Source organism: Aeromonas bivalvium, from assembly GCF_000819765.1.
Lineage (GTDB): Bacteria > Pseudomonadota > Gammaproteobacteria > Enterobacterales > Aeromonadaceae > Aeromonas > Aeromonas bivalvium.
The window spans coordinates 103,674-118,895 of record NZ_CDBT01000015.1 but is presented as its reverse complement, the minus strand read 5'-3'; the positions used below and the strand labels follow the sequence as shown (position 1 = coordinate 118,895).

The 15,222-nt window shown below is 62.1% G+C and carries 16 protein-coding genes; 13 read left to right on the top strand and 3 right to left on the bottom strand.

Annotated elements, in window-relative coordinates; translation table 11 throughout:
* Positions 1 to 347: 347 nt before the first annotated feature.
* Positions 348 to 764 carry an alternative ribosome rescue aminoacyl-tRNA hydrolase ArfB gene (gene arfB, locus BN1119_RS05810; RefSeq protein ID WP_041995189.1) on the bottom strand — a complete coding sequence of 139 codons (417 nt, stop codon included), beginning with the start codon at positions 762 to 764 and terminating at the stop codon, positions 348 to 350.
* Between the two features lie 202 nt (positions 765 to 966).
* Between arfB and glnK the strand changes: the two genes are divergently transcribed.
* The 6 genes from glnK (at position 967) to BN1119_RS05780 (ending at position 7,521) form a co-directional block, all read left to right on the top strand.
* Positions 967 to 1,305, top strand: coding sequence for a P-II family nitrogen regulator (gene glnK / locus BN1119_RS05805; protein WP_041995187.1), 339 nt, complete (start codon positions 967 to 969; stop codon positions 1,303 to 1,305).
* A gap of 33 nt (positions 1,306 to 1,338) precedes the next feature.
* Positions 1,339 to 2,580: an ammonium transporter gene (locus tag BN1119_RS05800; protein WP_041995185.1), complete on the top strand. Its 1,242-nt coding sequence runs from the start codon at positions 1,339 to 1,341 to the stop codon at positions 2,578 to 2,580.
* A gap of 172 nt (positions 2,581 to 2,752) precedes the next feature.
* Positions 2,753 to 3,760 (top strand): Fe(3+) ABC transporter substrate-binding protein, encoded by a 1,008-nt coding sequence (locus BN1119_RS05795; protein WP_041995183.1) that lies wholly within the window; start codon positions 2,753 to 2,755, stop codon positions 3,758 to 3,760.
* 39 nt (positions 3,761 to 3,799) lie between these two features.
* The gene (locus BN1119_RS05790) at positions 3,800 to 5,425 is read left to right on the top strand and encodes an ABC transporter permease (RefSeq protein ID WP_041995181.1); all 1,626 of its coding nucleotides are present in this window, start codon (positions 3,800 to 3,802) and stop codon (positions 5,423 to 5,425) included.
* Positions 5,426 to 5,487: 62 nt separating this feature from the next.
* Positions 5,488 to 6,519, top strand: coding sequence for an ABC transporter ATP-binding protein (locus BN1119_RS05785; RefSeq protein ID WP_041995179.1), 1,032 nt, complete (start codon positions 5,488 to 5,490; stop codon positions 6,517 to 6,519).
* A 96-nt stretch (positions 6,520 to 6,615) separates the two neighbouring features.
* Entirely contained in the window at positions 6,616 to 7,521 is a 906-nt protein-coding gene (locus tag BN1119_RS05780) for a Dyp-type peroxidase (RefSeq protein ID WP_041995177.1), read from the top strand.
* Positions 7,522 to 7,618: 97 nt separating this feature from the next.
* Here the strand turns inward: BN1119_RS05780 and argR are convergent, their stop codons facing one another.
* Entirely contained in the window at positions 7,619 to 8,089 is a 471-nt protein-coding gene (gene argR / locus BN1119_RS05775; RefSeq protein WP_005308670.1) for a transcriptional regulator ArgR, read from the bottom strand.
* Positions 8,090 to 8,290: 201 nt separating this feature from the next.
* Here argR and BN1119_RS05770 point away from each other — a divergent pair, with 201 nt between their 5' ends.
* The 6 genes from BN1119_RS05770 to BN1119_RS21110 all read left to right on the top strand — a co-directional run bounded on the left by BN1119_RS05770 (position 8,291) and on the right by BN1119_RS21110 (position 13,271).
* Positions 8,291 to 9,031 carry an ATP-binding cassette domain-containing protein gene (locus BN1119_RS05770; RefSeq protein ID WP_041995173.1) on the top strand — a complete coding sequence of 247 codons (741 nt, stop codon included), beginning with the start codon at positions 8,291 to 8,293 and terminating at the stop codon, positions 9,029 to 9,031.
* 28 nt (positions 9,032 to 9,059) lie between these two features.
* Positions 9,060 to 9,797, top strand: coding sequence for a transporter substrate-binding domain-containing protein (locus tag BN1119_RS05765; protein WP_041995170.1), 738 nt, complete (start codon positions 9,060 to 9,062; stop codon positions 9,795 to 9,797).
* A gap of 3 nt (positions 9,798 to 9,800) precedes the next feature.
* Complete coding sequence (gene artQ / locus BN1119_RS05760) at positions 9,801 to 10,451, top strand: arginine ABC transporter permease ArtQ (protein ID WP_041995168.1); 651 nt, start codon at positions 9,801 to 9,803, stop codon at positions 10,449 to 10,451.
* Between the two features lie 8 nt (positions 10,452 to 10,459).
* The gene (artM, locus tag BN1119_RS05755; RefSeq protein WP_041995245.1) at positions 10,460 to 11,122 is read left to right on the top strand and encodes an arginine ABC transporter permease ArtM; all 663 of its coding nucleotides are present in this window, start codon (positions 10,460 to 10,462) and stop codon (positions 11,120 to 11,122) included.
* 219 nt (positions 11,123 to 11,341) lie between these two features.
* Positions 11,342 to 12,277 carry a malate dehydrogenase gene (gene mdh, locus BN1119_RS05750; protein ID WP_041995166.1) on the top strand — a complete coding sequence of 312 codons (936 nt, stop codon included), beginning with the start codon at positions 11,342 to 11,344 and terminating at the stop codon, positions 12,275 to 12,277.
* Between the two features lie 136 nt (positions 12,278 to 12,413).
* The gene (locus BN1119_RS21110; RefSeq protein WP_244463685.1) at positions 12,414 to 13,271 is read left to right on the top strand and encodes a tetratricopeptide repeat protein; all 858 of its coding nucleotides are present in this window, start codon (positions 12,414 to 12,416) and stop codon (positions 13,269 to 13,271) included.
* Between the two features lie 123 nt (positions 13,272 to 13,394).
* On the opposite strand, the gene hmpA is transcribed toward BN1119_RS21110, so the two are convergent.
* Positions 13,395 to 14,588, bottom strand: a complete 1,194-nt coding sequence (gene hmpA / locus BN1119_RS05740; protein ID WP_041995164.1) for an NO-inducible flavohemoprotein — start codon at positions 14,586 to 14,588, stop codon at positions 13,395 to 13,397.
* Between the two features lie 107 nt (positions 14,589 to 14,695).
* Here hmpA and BN1119_RS05735 point away from each other — a divergent pair, with 107 nt between their 5' ends.
* On the top strand, positions 14,696 to 15,163 hold the full coding sequence (locus BN1119_RS05735) for an Rrf2 family transcriptional regulator (RefSeq protein ID WP_041995162.1): 468 nt from the start codon (positions 14,696 to 14,698) through the stop codon (positions 15,161 to 15,163).
* Positions 15,164 to 15,222 lie beyond the last annotated feature (59 nt).

The following is a 15,222-nucleotide window of genomic DNA, read 5'->3' as shown; positions in this document are numbered from 1 at the left end:
CGTCTCCCGGGTATCGACAGGCCGCGCTGAACAGGATGACAGCGTCGTCTCCGGGTCGGGTCTTGATGTGGTGGCCGTCTCCCGGGTATCGGCATGCTGCGCTGAACAGAATGACTCCGGCTTTGGGACAAAGAGCGGGAGAGGGAAGCTGACATAAAAAAAGCGCCTCTGGGGAGGCGCGGGAAAACAGATCGGAAGCGTCACATGGGTATACCTGCATGGTGGTACGCCACCAGGTACGCTCGCATCATGCCAGCGGCTTCCTGAAGCCCTTCTGATAAGCCCCTTCATCCTGTGTTCATTCTCCCTGCTCTTGTCATGGGTACCTGGCCCCGGGCGGACTCGCCTCACTCCAGGGTGATCTTGCCGCGCCCGGACTTGATGTCCCCCTTGCGTTTCTTGGCCTCGACCCGCCTGCGTTGGGAGCCCTTGGTCGGCTTGGTGGGGCGCCGCGTCTTGGGGCGCCATGCCGCCTTGGTCAGGAGTTCCACCAGCCGGTTCATGGCTTCCTTGCGGTTCATGTCCTGGCTGCGGTGGGTCTCGACCCGGATCAGGATGAAGCCGTCGTGGACCCGGCTGTCGCTGAGCTTGTCCAGGCCCTCCTTGTAGAGATCCGGCAGGCTGGGGGAGTGGCGGTAGTCGAAGCGCAGCCAGACGGCGGAGTCCGTCTTGTTGACATGCTGCCCCCCGGCGCCCTGGGCACGCATGGCCTGGAATTGCAGCTCGTGCCAGGGCAGGGCCACGTTGTTTGAGATGACTAGCATGGGGTCACTGAACCAAGTTGGTGCATTTTTTAACCTTGTTTAAGGATGGTGCCTCATTGTGGGGCGCTCTGCTCTCCCTTGGGGAGCCTGGCTGGAGGCTGCGGGAGAGAAAAGAGTTATCTATCTGAAAAATAACACTAAAAATTGTTGGCACAAGAATTGATTGCCCTATATCGACACACCATGGATTGGGAGCAACCAGATGAAACTGATTACAGCGATTATCAAGCCCTTCAAGTTGGACGATGTTCGTGAAGCCATTGCCAACCTCGGGGTCGAGGGGTTGACCGTCTCCGAGGTCAAGGGGTTTGGCCGCCAGAAGGGACACACCGAATTGTACCGTGGCGCCGAGTATCAGGTCGACTTTCTGCCCAAGGTCAAGCTGGAGATAGCCACCATAGCCGACAACGTGGAGAGCGTGATCGAAGCAATCTGCAAGGCCGCCTACACCGGCAAGATAGGTGACGGCAAAATTTTCGTTTACGACCTGCAGCAGGCGGTGCGGATCCGTACCGGTGAAACCGACGCCGAAGCGCTGTAAGCAACCAAGATAGAGAGCTGGTAGGAGAGAATCATGGAAGAGTTAGCCAAGAGTGTCAGTGAGCTGCGGTTTGCGCTGGACACCTTTTATCTGTTGATGTCCGGTGTGCTGGTCATGTGGATGACCGCCGGTTTCGCCATGCTGGAAGCGGGTCTGGTGCGCGCCAAGAACACCACCGAGATCCTGACCAAGAACATTTTGCTGTATACCATCGCCTGCGTCATGTATCTGCTGATCGGCTACAACATCATGTACGTCGACAACGGCGCCGGCGGCTGGCTGCCCAGCTTCGGCACCCTGATCGGCACCCAGGCCGAAGATGCCAGCCACTCGCTCGAGTCTGACTTCTTCTTCCAGGTGGTGTTCGTGGCGACCGCGACCTCCATCGTCTCCGGCGCCGTCGCCGAGCGGATGAAGCTCTGGTCCTTCCTGCTGTTCTGCGTGGTGATGACGGGGGTCATCTACCCGGTCGAGGGTTACTGGACCTGGGGTGGCGGCTTCCTGAAAGAGGCGGGCTTCTCCGACTTCGCCGGCTCCGGCATAGTGCACCTCGCCGGTGCCGCCGCCGCCCTGGCCGCCGTGCTGATCCTGGGTGCGCGCCGTGGCAAATATGGCAAGAACGGAGAGATCTACCCGATCCCCGGCTCCAACCTGCCGCTGGCGACCCTGGGGACCCTGATCCTGTGGATGGGCTGGTTCGGCTTCAACGGTGGCTCCCAGCTGATGCTGTCCGATGCGGCCAACGCCACCGCCATCGGTGCCGTCTTCGTCAACACCAATGCCGCCGCTGCGACCGGCGCCCTCGGCGCCCTGCTGGTGACCAAGCTGACCTGGGGCAAGGCCGACCTGACCATGGTATTGAACGGTGCCCTGGCTGGCCTGGTGGCCATCACGGCCGACCCCGCCTCCCCGAGCCCGCTGTTCGCGAGCCTGATCGGTGTGCTGGCCGGTGTGCTGGTGGTCTATGCCATCGTCTGCTTCGACAAGGTCAAGATCGATGATCCGGTCGGTGCCCTCTCGGTACACGGTGTCTGCGGCTTCTTCGGCCTGATGGTCGTGCCCTTCAGCAACGAGGCGACCACCTTCGGGGCCCAGCTGCTCGGCGCCGCGGTGATCTTCGGTTGGGTCTTCCTTGCCTCCCTGTTGGTGTGGGCCGTGCTGAAGGCCACCCTGGGTGTCCGGGTGAGCGAAGAGGAAGAGATGATGGGTGTGGACATGCACGAATGCGGCGTGGATGCCTACCCCGAATTCGTGACGGTCAAAGCCAGCCACTGATAACGAGGGCTGTCATGCAGGGCCGGATGGGATTCCATCCGGCCCTTTTTATTCATCATGGAATAAATATGTGAGCCAGCGCAGGGGATCGTCTTGCGATGGGGCAAGCTGCTGAGGCAGAATGCAAACGACAATAGTTCTCACTCTATCCATCCAAGGGATTGATTTCATGATGAAGAAGACTCTGTTGGCCATGGCCTTTACCGCCATCTCCACGCCGGCTGCCATGGCCGCACAGCAGGTGAATGTTTACTCGAGCCGTCAGGATGAGCTGATCAAACCCATCATCCAGCAGTTCGAGCAGGAGTCGGGGATCAAGGTCAACGTGGTGTTCGCCAAAGAGGGCCTCAACGAGCGGCTGGAGCGCGAGGGCAAACTCTCCCCGGCCGACCTGATGCTGACCGTCGACATCAGCCGCCTGACCGATCTGGTCGACAAGGGGCTGGTGCAGCCGGTGGACAGCAAGCTGCTGCAGGAAAACATCCCGGCTGCCTACCGTGATCCGGACAATCAGTGGTTCGCCCTGACCACCCGGGTGCGGGCCATCTACTCCAGCAAGGCGCGTCTGGGCAAGCTCGATACCATCAGCTATGAAGATCTGGTCAAGCCTGAATTCAAAGGGAAAATTTGTACACGTAGCGGCAAGCACGAGTACAATGTCGCCCTGGTCTCCTCCATGATCGCCCATCACGGTATGGCGGACGCCAAGACCTGGCTGGAAGGGGTCAAGGCCAACCTGGCGCGCAAGCCCCAGGGCAACGATCGGGATCAGGTCAAGGCGATCAAGGATGGCATCTGCGACATCTCCCTCGGCAACAGCTACTACCTGGGCGCCATGCTGAAAGACCCGGCGCAGAAGTCCTGGGCCGACGCGGTCGAGATCAACTTCCCGAACCAGACCAATCGCGGTGCCCATGTCAACGTGAGCGGCGTGGCCATGACCAAGTACGCCAAGAACAAGGCAGAAGCCCAGAAGCTGATGGAGTTCCTGGCCGGCGACAAGGCGCAGCACATGTACGCGGACGTGAATGCCGAGTACCCGGTCAAGCCCGGTGTCGAGCCGTCCGCCATGGTCAAGTCCTGGGGCGATTTCAAGGTCGATGCCCTGCCGATCAGCGATTATGCCAAGCACCGCAAGGATGCCCTGGCGCTGCTCGACGAAGTCCAGTTCGATCTCTAATCCGATGGGGCCAGGTGCCCCATCCATTTTTGTGGACTCATGAAACGATTTGGTTGGATAGCCAGCGGTTGGGCCTGCGCCCTGCTGCTGGTTTTGCCCGTTCTGGCACTGCTGTTTTCCGCGCTCTCGGCGGATGGGGATCTGTTCGCCCATCTGGCCGACACCGTGCTCTCTACCTATTTCACCAATACCCTGTTGCTGGTACTGGGGGTGGTCTTGCTCAGCCTGCTGTTCGGGGTGCCGACCGCCTGGCTGGTCGCCATGTGCCAGGTGCCGGGCCGCCGCGCCCTGCAGTGGGCGCTGATGCTGCCCATGGCCATGCCCTCCTACATAGTGGCCTACGTCTATACCGACTTGTTTGATTACTCAGGCCCGCTGCAGGCTGCCCTGCGAGCCCTGTTCGACTGGCAGAGTCCGGCGGATTACTGGTTCCCGGCCATTCGCTCCCTCGGCGGCGCCGCCTGGGTATTGGCCCTGGTGCTGTTTCCCTATGTCTACCTGCTGGCGCGGGCCTCCTTCCTGGAACAGTCGGTCAGCCTGATCCAGTCGAGCCGCCTGCTGGGGTGCAACCCCTGGCAGAGCTTTCGCCGTCTCAGTCTGCCCCTGGCTCGCCCCGCCATCATGGTGGGGGTCTCCCTGGTGGCCATGGAGACGCTGGCGGATTTTGCCACGGTGCACTTCTTTGCCATCAACACCCTCACCACCGCCGTCTATGATACCTGGCTCGGCTATGGCAGCCTGGCCACGGCGGCCAAGCTCTCCTGTCTGATGCTGCTGGCGGTGGTCTTGCTGATCGCGCTGGAGCGGCGCTCCCGGGCCCGTCAGCAGGTGTTCCAGAAGTCCATGGGCTTCGAGCAGCCGCTGCGCTATCCCCTCGGGGGCATGGGGCGCTGGCTGGCCGGGTGCTGGTGCTGGGGCCTGGTCGTGGCGGGCTTCATATTGCCGTTCGCCATCCTGCTCGATTACGGGGTGCGTTATTTCGCCCTCTCATGGACGCCGGAGTTTGTCCGATTCGCCGGCAACAGCCTGCTCATCTCTACCCTGACCGCCCTGCTGGCCATGGGGGTAGCCCTGCTGCTCGGCTTCTTCCGCCGTCTCGATGGCGGGATCAAGAGCCTGATCCCCCTGCGCCTGGCCGCCCTGGGCTATGCCATGCCCGGCACTGTGCTCGCCATCGGCGTGCTGGTACCGCTCACGGCCCTCGATTTTGCCATCAATGATCTGGCCGAGTGGCTGGGGAGACAGGGGCCCGGCCTGCTGCTGACCGGCACCCTCACCGCCATCGTCTTCGGCTATCTGGTGCGCTTCGTGGCGATTGCCATCGGCTCGGTGGAGAGCAGCCTGGGCAAGATCTCCCCCAGTCTCGACATGGCGGCCCGCTCCCTGGGGCAGGGGGCGGGTGGCATGCTCAGGCGGGTGCACCTGCCCCTGGTGCGGCGCGGCCTGTTCGCCGGCGCCATGCTGGTGTTCATCGAATCCATGAAGGAGCTGCCGGCCGCCCTGCTGCTGCGGCCGTTCAACTTCGAGACCCTGGCCACCCATGTCTACCAGTTCGTGTCGGACGAGATGCTCGAACGGGGTGCCCTCGGCGCCATCGTCATCGTGCTGGTCGGTCTGGTGCCCCTGATCTGGGTCAACCGCAGCCTGGATGGCAAGGGCCACTGACCCCGCTTTACATCTGGCGGCCCGGCCCAGAGCCGGCCCCAAGGAACGAGAGGATATGAGTCGTGTCTTGTTTGCAGATTGAGGGCGTCAGTTGCCGTTACAACGGGCGCAATGTGCTGGAGCAGCTCTCCCTGTCGGTGGCCGACAACGAGATCGTCTGCCTGCTGGGAGCGAGCGGCTGCGGCAAGACCACGCTGCTCAAGGCCATTGCCGGCCTGATCCCCCTGGCTGAGGGTCGCATTCTGCTTGGCGATCGGCTGCTCGATGGCCCCGGTGTGACCATGGCGCCGGAGGACAGGGGCATCGGCATGATCTTCCAGGACTATGCCCTCTTTCCCCATCTGACGGTGGCCGAGAACATCGGCTTTGGCCTGGAGGGACGCGGCCGGCGCGAGCGCCGCGAGGCGGTGGAGGCTTCCCTCAACCTGGTCAACCTGCAGGGGCTGGGGGAGCGCTATCCCCACCAGCTCTCCGGTGGCCAGCAGCAGCGGGTCGCCATCGCCCGCGCCCTGGTGTGCAAGCCCAGGCTGATGCTGCTGGACGAGCCCTTCTCCAATATCGATACCCAGGTGAGAATGAAGCTCATCCTGGAGATCCGCGCCCTGCTCAAGGGGCAGGGGATAGGAGCCGTCTTCGTCAGCCACAGCAAGGAGGAAGCCTTTGCCTTCGCCGATCGGCTGGCGCTGTTTCGTGCCGGCCAGATCGAGCAGGTGGGCGAGCCTGAGCGTCTCTATCGCCGTCCCGAGAACCGCTTCGTGGCCGAGTTCCTCGGTGGGGTCAACTATCTGGATGCCGAGGTGGTGGACGAATGGAGCCTGACCACGGCCATCGGTACCATACGTGGCAGCGAGCCCCATGGTCGTCCCCTGGGCGCCCGTCTGCAGCTGATGCTCAGACCCCAGCAGTTGCAGCTCAGCGGGGACGAGACGGGGCCGCTGACCCTGGTGGAGCAGCAGTTTCTCGGCCATCACTGTCGGGTGCAGCTGGCCTGCGGCTCGCTGATCCTGGAGGCCAGCATCAGCGAGCCTCTGACGCTGGGGCGCGCCCGGGTGCAGGTGGCGCCTCATCCTCTGGTGCTGTTCGACCCCTTATGAGGGACCGGCCCTGCGCCATGTCAAGGATCCAGCCAGTCATTGCTTTATAATCGGGCGACTCTATGATCGACCGATGCTCACACATGGGAGAAATGAATGAACGCCCAAGCCGGGATCTGCGCAGAGCCTAACCTGCATGCCCTCTATCTGATGTTCAACCGGGTCGGCGACCGCGCCGAGCTGGTCCGCCGCCTCGCCAAGGTACCTACCCTGTGGCAGTCCGTCAGCGCCGATTTTCCCGACGCAGGCTTCTCCGGCCTGCTGGCGGTCGGTTCCGAAGCCTGGGACAGCCTCTACCCGTTGGCGCGTCCTCCCCAGTTTCGCGGCTTCATGGCCCAGGAGGCCAATGGCCAGCAGGCGCCCCACACCCCCTTCGATCTGTTCGTGCAGCTGCGGGCTGATCGGGTCGACGTGTTGCACCATGCCGGCCAGCGGCTGATGGCCCTGCTGGGTGGTCTGGTAGAACTGGCGGAGGAGATGCGCGGTTTTCGCAACCAGGATTGCCGGGACCTGACCGGTTTCGTCGACGGCACCGAGAATCCCCAGGGTGAACACAGGGCCGAGGTGGCGCTGGTGGATGGCGGTGAATTTGCGGGGGGCTCCTACCTGCATGTGCAGCGCTGGGTGCATGCCATGAGCGAATGGGAACGACTGGCACTGAAGGAGCAGGAGGACATCATAGGGCGCACCAAGCAGGACAACATAGAGTACGCCTCTGCCGACAAGCCGCTGACCTCCCACATCAAGCGGGTCAACCTCAAGACCCCCAAGGGTGAATCCATGGAGATACTGCGCCAGAGCATGCCCTGGGGCACCATGAAGGAGCAGGGGCTCTACTTCATCTCCTGCTGCCGCACCCAGGCGCACTTCAATGCCATGCTGGACAGCATGTACAAGGGGGAGAGCGGCCACTTCGACCACCTGCTGCGCTTCACCAGGGCGGTGACGGGGGCCGCCTTCTTCGCCCCTTCAACCGACTTCCTGCAACGCCAGGGGCAGTGAGGCGTCGCCGAACAGGGCGAGCCGTCGTGAAAACAAAGATCCCGGCCTAGGCCGGGATCTTGCGTTGGGGTCGCGCCGCCCTGATGGCGGGACCCGCTCAGGGGGTCTGTTCGAACAGCTCGAGGGCGGAGAGGTAGAGCTCTTCGATGTCGGTGTCGCTGGTCGGGGTGATGAAGATGGTGTCATCACCGGCGATGGTGCCGAGGATCCCTTCCGCCTTGCCGAGGGAGTCGAGCAGGCGGGCGATGAGCTGGGCCGCTCCCGGGCTGGTGTGGATCACCACCAGGGCGCCGTTGTGGTCCACATCCAGCACCAGGTTCTTGAGGGGGCTGGAGGTGGTGGGCACGCCCAGTTCCACCGGCAGGCAGTAGACCATCTCCATCTTGGCGTTGCGGGTGCGAACGGCGCCGAAGCGGCTCAGCATGCGCGATACCTTGGACTGGTTGATGTTTTCGAAACCCATCTCTTGCAGGGCGGTGACTATCTCTGCCTGGGAGCCAAATCGTTCTTCTTTCAGCAAGGCTTTAAAGGCCTTCGCCAGTTTTTCTTGCTTGTCGTTATGCTTCATCTTGGACTCACGAATGAGGGAGGGTGGCGGCCTGTGTAGGGCAGGCGGCAGCTGGTTTCAGCCCGGCCATTTTGCATTCATATGCCTTTTTTGGCAAGGAACTGCGGTTTGTACTGCATATCGATGCAAGTTTAGCTTGCATCGCCCCCTGTTGAGATTAAAATCAGGACGAAATTTTGAAAATTTATTCAATCAGGTTGTATGGGTATTGAATTAACAGCTATCGACAAGTCCTGGCACAAGCAGCCCGTCCTGCAGCAGGTCTCTTTTCGCACCAATCCCGGTGAAACCTTGGTATTGCTGGGGCCCAGCGGTGCGGGAAAGAGCTCGCTGCTGCGGATGCTCAACCTGCTCGACACCCCGGACGCCGGCACCCTGCGCATCGGCCAGAGTGAATTTTCTTTCCCGTCGACCCTCTCCAGGGGGGAATTCGCCCGGGAAGCCCAGGCGCTGCGCCGCAAGGTGGGCATGGTGTTCCAGCAGTACAATCTCTGGCCCCATCTGACCGTGCTGGAAAACCTCATCGAGGCACCGGTCAAGGTGCTCGGCATGGGCAAGCAGGCCGCCATCGACAAGGCCGGTTATCTGCTGGCCCAGCTGCAGCTCGCCGACAAGCGGGATGCCTGGCCTGCCCGGCTCTCCGGCGGCCAGCAGCAGCGGGTGGCCATCGCCCGTACCCTGATGATGGATCCCGAGGTCCTGTTGTTTGACGAGCCGACCGCGGCCCTGGATCCCGAGATAACCAAGGAGGTCGCCCAGATCATCCGCGGCCTCGGGGAGACGGGGATCACCCAGGTGGTGGTGACCCATGAAGTCGACTTCGCCCGCAAGGTCGCCAGCCAGGTGATCTACCTGGAACGGGGCAAGATAGTGGAGGCAGGCTCCGCCGCGATCTTCGCCTCGCCCCAGACCCGTCGTTTTGCCGAGTTTCTCAATCACTGAATCATTTCATTTTGACAAGGATAAGCACATGAAAAAGTTCGCATTGCTGGCCGTGGCCATGGGCGTATTGAGCACCTCCGCCCTGGCCAAGGAGATCAAGTTCGTCACCGAGGCAACCTATGCACCGTTCGAGTATCTGGATGACAAGAACGAGTTTCAGGGATTCGACATCGATCTGGCTCGCGCCATCTGTGCCCAGGTCAAGCTGGAGTGCAGCTTTCACAACCAGGCCTTTGACAGCCTGATCCCCAGCCTCAAGTTCCGCCGTTTCGATGCGGCCATCGCCGCCATGGATGTGACCCCGGAGCGGGCCGCCCAGGTCGATTTCTCCGACATCTATTACGAGAACTCCGCCGTGTTCGTGGCCAAGAAGGATGCCTTCAAGGGGCCGGAAGCCCTGGTCGACAAGACGGTCGGTGTCCAGAATGGCAGCTCTCACCAGTCCTATCTGGTGGATAACTGGGTCAGCAAGGGGCTGCTCACCGTGCCTTATGCCAGCTATCAGAGCGCCTTCCTCGACATGATGAACGGCCGCACCGATGCCGTGTTTGCCGATACCGCAGTGGCCGCCGACTGGCTCAAGCAGCACAAGGAGTATGCCGTGATGGGCAGCCCTGTGACCGACGCCAAATATTTCGGTACCGGCTTTGGCATCGCCGTGGCCAAGGACAACAAGGAACTGTTGGCCCAGCTGAACAAGGGGCTGGCCGAGATCAAGGCCAACGGCACCTATCAGCAGATCTTCGACAAGTACTTCGCCCAGTAAGCCATGTTGAGTCTGCTGCTTGACGCGACCTGGATGACCCTGGGGCTGGCGCTGGCCTCCCTGGCCGGTGGCATGGTGCTGGCGCTGGCCTTCAGCGCCGCCGAGCTCAGTGGCAAGCCCTGGCTCGGCTGGCCCGTCGCCGCCTTCACCACCCTGGTGCGCGGCCTGCCCGAGCTGCTGGTGGTGCTGTTCATCTACTTCGGCTCGACCCAGGTGCTGTTTCTCATCACCGGCGAGTACGTGGAGTTCAGTCCCTTCGCCTGTGGCGTGCTGGCGCTCTCCCTGCTGTTTGCCAGCTATGCCTGCCAGACGCTGCGGGGGGCCCTCAATGCGGTGCCCGCGGGTCAGCGTCAGGCGGCGCAGGCGCTGGGGCTCGGGCGGGGGCGGACCTTCTTTCGCATCGTTCTGCCCCAGGCCTGGCGCCACGCCCTGCCGGGATTGGGCAATCAGTGGCTGGTGCTGCTCAAAGACACGGCCCTGGTCTCCCTCATCGGGGTCAACGAGATGATGCGTCAGGCCCAGATGGCGTCGGCCAGCACCTATCAGCCCTTCACCTGGTATGCCACAGCGGCTCTCATCTACCTGGTCATCAGCCTGGTGAGCGAGTTCGGCCTCAAGCAGGCATCCCGTTATACCCGCCGCTACGGAGCTTGATCTTGATGATGCAGGACTATCTCATGACATTGCTGGGGGGATTGGCCACGACCTTGCAGCTGACCGCCTTGAGTCTGCTGCTCGGGGTTGCCATGGCGGCCCTGATGACCTGGGTGCTGGAGCGGCGTATTCCGGTGGCGACCCAACTGGTGCAGCTCTGGGTGCTGGTCTTCACCGGCACGCCGCTGCTCATCCAGATCTTCCTCATTTATTACGGGCCCGGGCAGTTCGAGTGGCTTAAATCGGGGCCGCTCTGGCCCATGCTCAAGCAACCCTGGTTCTGCGCCGTGCTGGCACTGGGATTCAATACCGCAGCCTATTCGACCCGCCTGTTCAAGGGGGCGCTCGATGCCATCCCGGCCGGCGAGGTGGAAGCTTGCCGGGCACTCGGTTTCACGCTGGGACAGACCCTGTGGATGAAGGTGCGTCATGCCGCGCGGCGGCTGGTACCCGCCTACTCCAACGAGGTGATCCTGGTGCTCAAGGGGAGTTCGCTCGCCAGCACCATTACCATTATGGACATCATGGGGCTGGCCCAGCGTCTCAACGCCCAGACCTATGACACCCTGGCGGTGTTCACGGTGGCGGGTGCCCTCTACCTCACCATGAATGGTTTGTTAACAATTGGCTTTCGCTGGTGCGAACGGCGGGCGCTGGCCTTTCAGGGCTGATCGGCCGAAACAGCCCGCCAGGTGGGAGGGAAACGCAGAAAATCTGTGCTTTCCCTCCAACTTTTCACTTTTCTCCCTCCCTTTTGCCGCTGGCTGTTCCATAGCTCACAGAACCTGTTGTCACAACTGTTATCAGATTGTTTTTTCGGGGGGGATCCATTAAGGTTGGGCGCACAACAAGAAACAACCTTAAACCTACGCTTAAACATGGAGTTGATCATGAAAGTTGCCGTTCTGGGTGCCGCCGGTGGCATAGGCCAAGCCCTTGCCCTGTTGCTGAAGAATCGTCTGCCTGCTGGCTCCGAATTGAGCCTGTATGACATTGCCCCCGTGACCCCGGGCGTGGCCGTCGACCTGAGCCATATCCCGACTGACGTGAAAGTAAAAGGATTTTGCGGCGAAGACCCGAGCCCTGCTCTGGTCGGTGCCGACGTGGTGCTGATCTCCGCCGGTGTGGCGCGCAAGCCTGGTATGGATCGTTCCGATCTGTTCAACATCAACGCCGGCATCGTCAAGAACCTGGTGGAGAAGTGTGCCGCCAGCTGCCCGCAAGCACTGATCGGCATCATCACCAACCCGGTCAACACCACGGTAGCCATCGCCGCCGAAGTGCTGAAGAAAGCCGGTGTCTATGACAAGCGTCGCCTGTTCGGTGTCACCACCCTGGACGTGATCCGTGCCGAGACCTTCGTGGCCGAAGCCAAGGGTCTGAACGTCGACAAGGTGCGTGTCAACGTGATCGGCGGCCACAGTGGCGTGACCATTCTGCCGCTGCTGTCCCAGATTGAAGGTGCCGATTTCTCCGCCGAGGAAGTGGCTGCCATGACCAAGCGGATCCAGAACGCCGGTACCGAAGTGGTGGAAGCCAAGGCCGGTGGCGGTTCTGCCACCCTCTCCATGGGTCAGGCTGCCTGCCGTTTCGGCCTGTCGCTCATCAAGGGTCTGCAGGGCGAAGCCAACGTCATCGAATGTGCCTACGTGGAAGGCAATGGCGAGCACGCCAGCTTCTTCGCACAGCCCGTCCTGCTGGGCAAGGACGGCGTCGAGACCATACTGGACTACGGCAAGCTGAGCGCGTTCGAGCAGGAAGCGATGGATGGCATGCTGGCCACCCTCAAGGCCGACATCCAGCTGGGCGTCGACTTCGTCAAGTAAGCCGCCAGTCGGTTGGAAAAGGGGAGCCCGGGCTCCCCTTTTGTCATTGTGGGCTCGCCGAGCCTGGTGTCAGGCCCATCCGGAGTTAAGGGATGAAGCGCCGCTGCCGATACAGGAGGGCAGCAGGAGAATCACCATGACGAAAGCCATCCCCCTCATTATCTTTGCATGCCTCTGGGCCGGAGCGATCCGGGCCGAGCAGGAGGCCGCCGCGCCCGAGCCCATGCTGGCGGCGGCCTCCCGTCCGGACTCAGCCCCCGCGACCGCCCTCGAAGGGGCGAAGGCGGGCGATTCGGCTCCTCTGCCTGCCGCCCCGAGTGCGCCTTCTCCCGGAGCGACTCTGCCCCAGTGGCCCCTTCCCGCCAGCGGCACTTCGGCGGCGACGGCCACCCTGGTGGAGGTGGCGGATCCCACCGCCAAGTTGCCCCCCGTCTCGGTGGCGCCCCTGCAGGCGGTGCCGCTCTATCGGCAGGATGAACTGCTCGACTGGATCGAGCAGGGGCGTCACCTCAAGCAGGTCAGGCAGGACAGGTGCCAGCTGACTCAGGATATAGAAGCGCGGGCCAAGGTGATGAAGATCCCCTCCTATCAATTCCTGTGGGGGGACATGCTGGCCTGGGGGGTGTGCGTCAAACCCGATGCCGAGCAGGGGGTCAAGTACCTGTGGGCGGCGGCGGAGCAGGGGTTGGCTCCGGCCCTGGAGCAGCTGGGTCGCTACTACTGGAAGGGGATCCTGGTACAGAAGGATGCGCTGAGGGCGGAGACCCTGATGCGGGAGGCGGCCAGCCAGGGGCTGCTCAAGGCGCAGCTGGAGTGGGTGGAGATGCTGCTGGCGGGGCTTGGCAGCCCCCTCGACTATGAGGAGGCCTATCAGTGGTTGCACGGTGCTGTGATAGGCGACAAGGCGCTCCATGGCCGGGCCGCCAGTCTGCTCTCGCGACTCGCCGCCCGCATGCCAGCCAATGCGGTGGCGCGGGCCAAGGCGATGCGTTGATGCGGACGTTTGCCCCTTGATGAAAGAGGGCCCCTGCTTGCAGCAGAGGCCCTCCTGTTATGGGAAGATCAGCCGCCGTGCCGTGCAGGCTGTTTCCCCCTCCTTGATATGAATACCCGGTCCTTACAGATCTTGATGGGGACCAAATACTTCGTAATGCAGGCGCTCGTCACCCACCCCGAGGGCCAGCAACTGCCGCTTGATGCTGGCCATGAAGGGGAGGGGGCCGCAGCAGTAGTAGTGCGCATCGCTCGGCAGCAGCTCTCGCACCTGAGTCAGTGCCATGGTGCCGCTGAAGTCATAATCCACCCCTTGCCGATCCTGATCCTGCGGGACGCGATACCATACCCGGCTCAGCAGTCGTTCATGGCGATCGCACTTGTCCTGGATATCCTGTCTGAAGCCGTGCAAGCTTCCCTGCTCGCAGGCGTGCAGCCAGCGGATCTCGGCATCATGCCCCTTGGCCAGCAGCCCATTGAGCATGCTGAGCATGGGGGTCAGACCGACACCGGCCGAGATCAGTACCACGGCCTGGCCGGGCTCGGCGGCCAGCACGAAGTCTCCCGCTGGCGGCATTACCGCCAGCACGTCACCGGGCGCCAGCTTGTCATGGAGCAGGTTGGAGACCTGGCCCTCTGGTTCGCGCTTGACGCTGATGCGGTAGTCGCGGCCGTTGGGGGCATCGGACAGGGAATACTGGCGGATCTCCTGATGTGTCAGGTCGGGGTGGGTCAGCTTGAGACTGAGATACTGACCAGGCTGAAAGTCGGGGACGGGCTGACCATCGACGGGGGCCAGGACGAAGGAGGTGATGATGTCGCTCTCTTCCCGCTTGTGGGTGATGACGAAGGGGCGGGCACCTTGCCAGCCACCGGGCTGCTCGGCCTGCTGCCGATAGAGTTCCCCCTCCCGGCCGATGAAGATGTCGGCCAGCACCCCATAGGCCTTGCCCCAGGCGGTCAAGACCTCTTCGGTGACCGCCTCTCCTCCCAATTCTTTGAGCGTGGCCAACAGATGACTACCCACAATGTGATATTGTTCCGGCTGGATCAGGAAACCAGTATGCTTGTGGGCGATGCGCTCGACCGCACCGGCGAGGGCGCCCAGGTTGTCGATATGTCTGGCATAAGCCGCGACGGCATTGAACAGGGCCAGGGGCTGGCCGCCACTGTGCTGATGGGCCAGGTTGAAGATGTCCTTGAGCTCGGGGTTGTGGCTGAACATGCGTCGATAGAAGTGCTGGGTGAGCGCAGGGCCCGCCGACTCGAGCAAGGGAATGGTGCTTTTGATGACGGCGATGGTGGCTTGATCTAACATAGGTCCTCTTAATTTGACATCTAGAATGACACTTTGTAAGTGGCATCCTAGATGTTTATTTGATGAGGATCAATCCTCCTTCTTTCGCTTTGCGCTAAACAGGCACTATGAGACTGACAAGTTATACCGATTTTGGATTAAGAGCCCTCATCTATCTGGCGACCCTGCCGGAGGGGGAATTGTCGAGCGTCGCCAAGGTGTCCGCCTTGTACGGTGTCTCTCGCAACCACATGGTGAAGGTGGTCAACCAGCTGGTGAAGCTGGGCTATCTGCAGTCCCAGCGCGGCAAGCATGGCGGCATCCGGTTGGCCTGTGCCCCGGATGCCATCAATATCGGCCAGGTGATCCGCGAGCTGGAAGGCAATCTGGATGGCATCGACTGCCACTCGCCCGCCTGCCACATCATCTCGGTCTGTCTGCTCAAGGGAGCGCTGAAGGATGCGATGAATGCCTTCCTGGCCGTGATGGACGGTTACAGCCTGCAGGACTTGCTGGCCAATCGGAGTGAGCTGGAGCAGGTGTTCGGCCAGCTGATCCCGACCCTCACCATTCCCGCCGACGACAACGAGTTCTGAGGCGATCCCCTCAACGCGAAGGGCTGCCCGTGGGCAGCCCTTCTTCATTTTGGTCATGG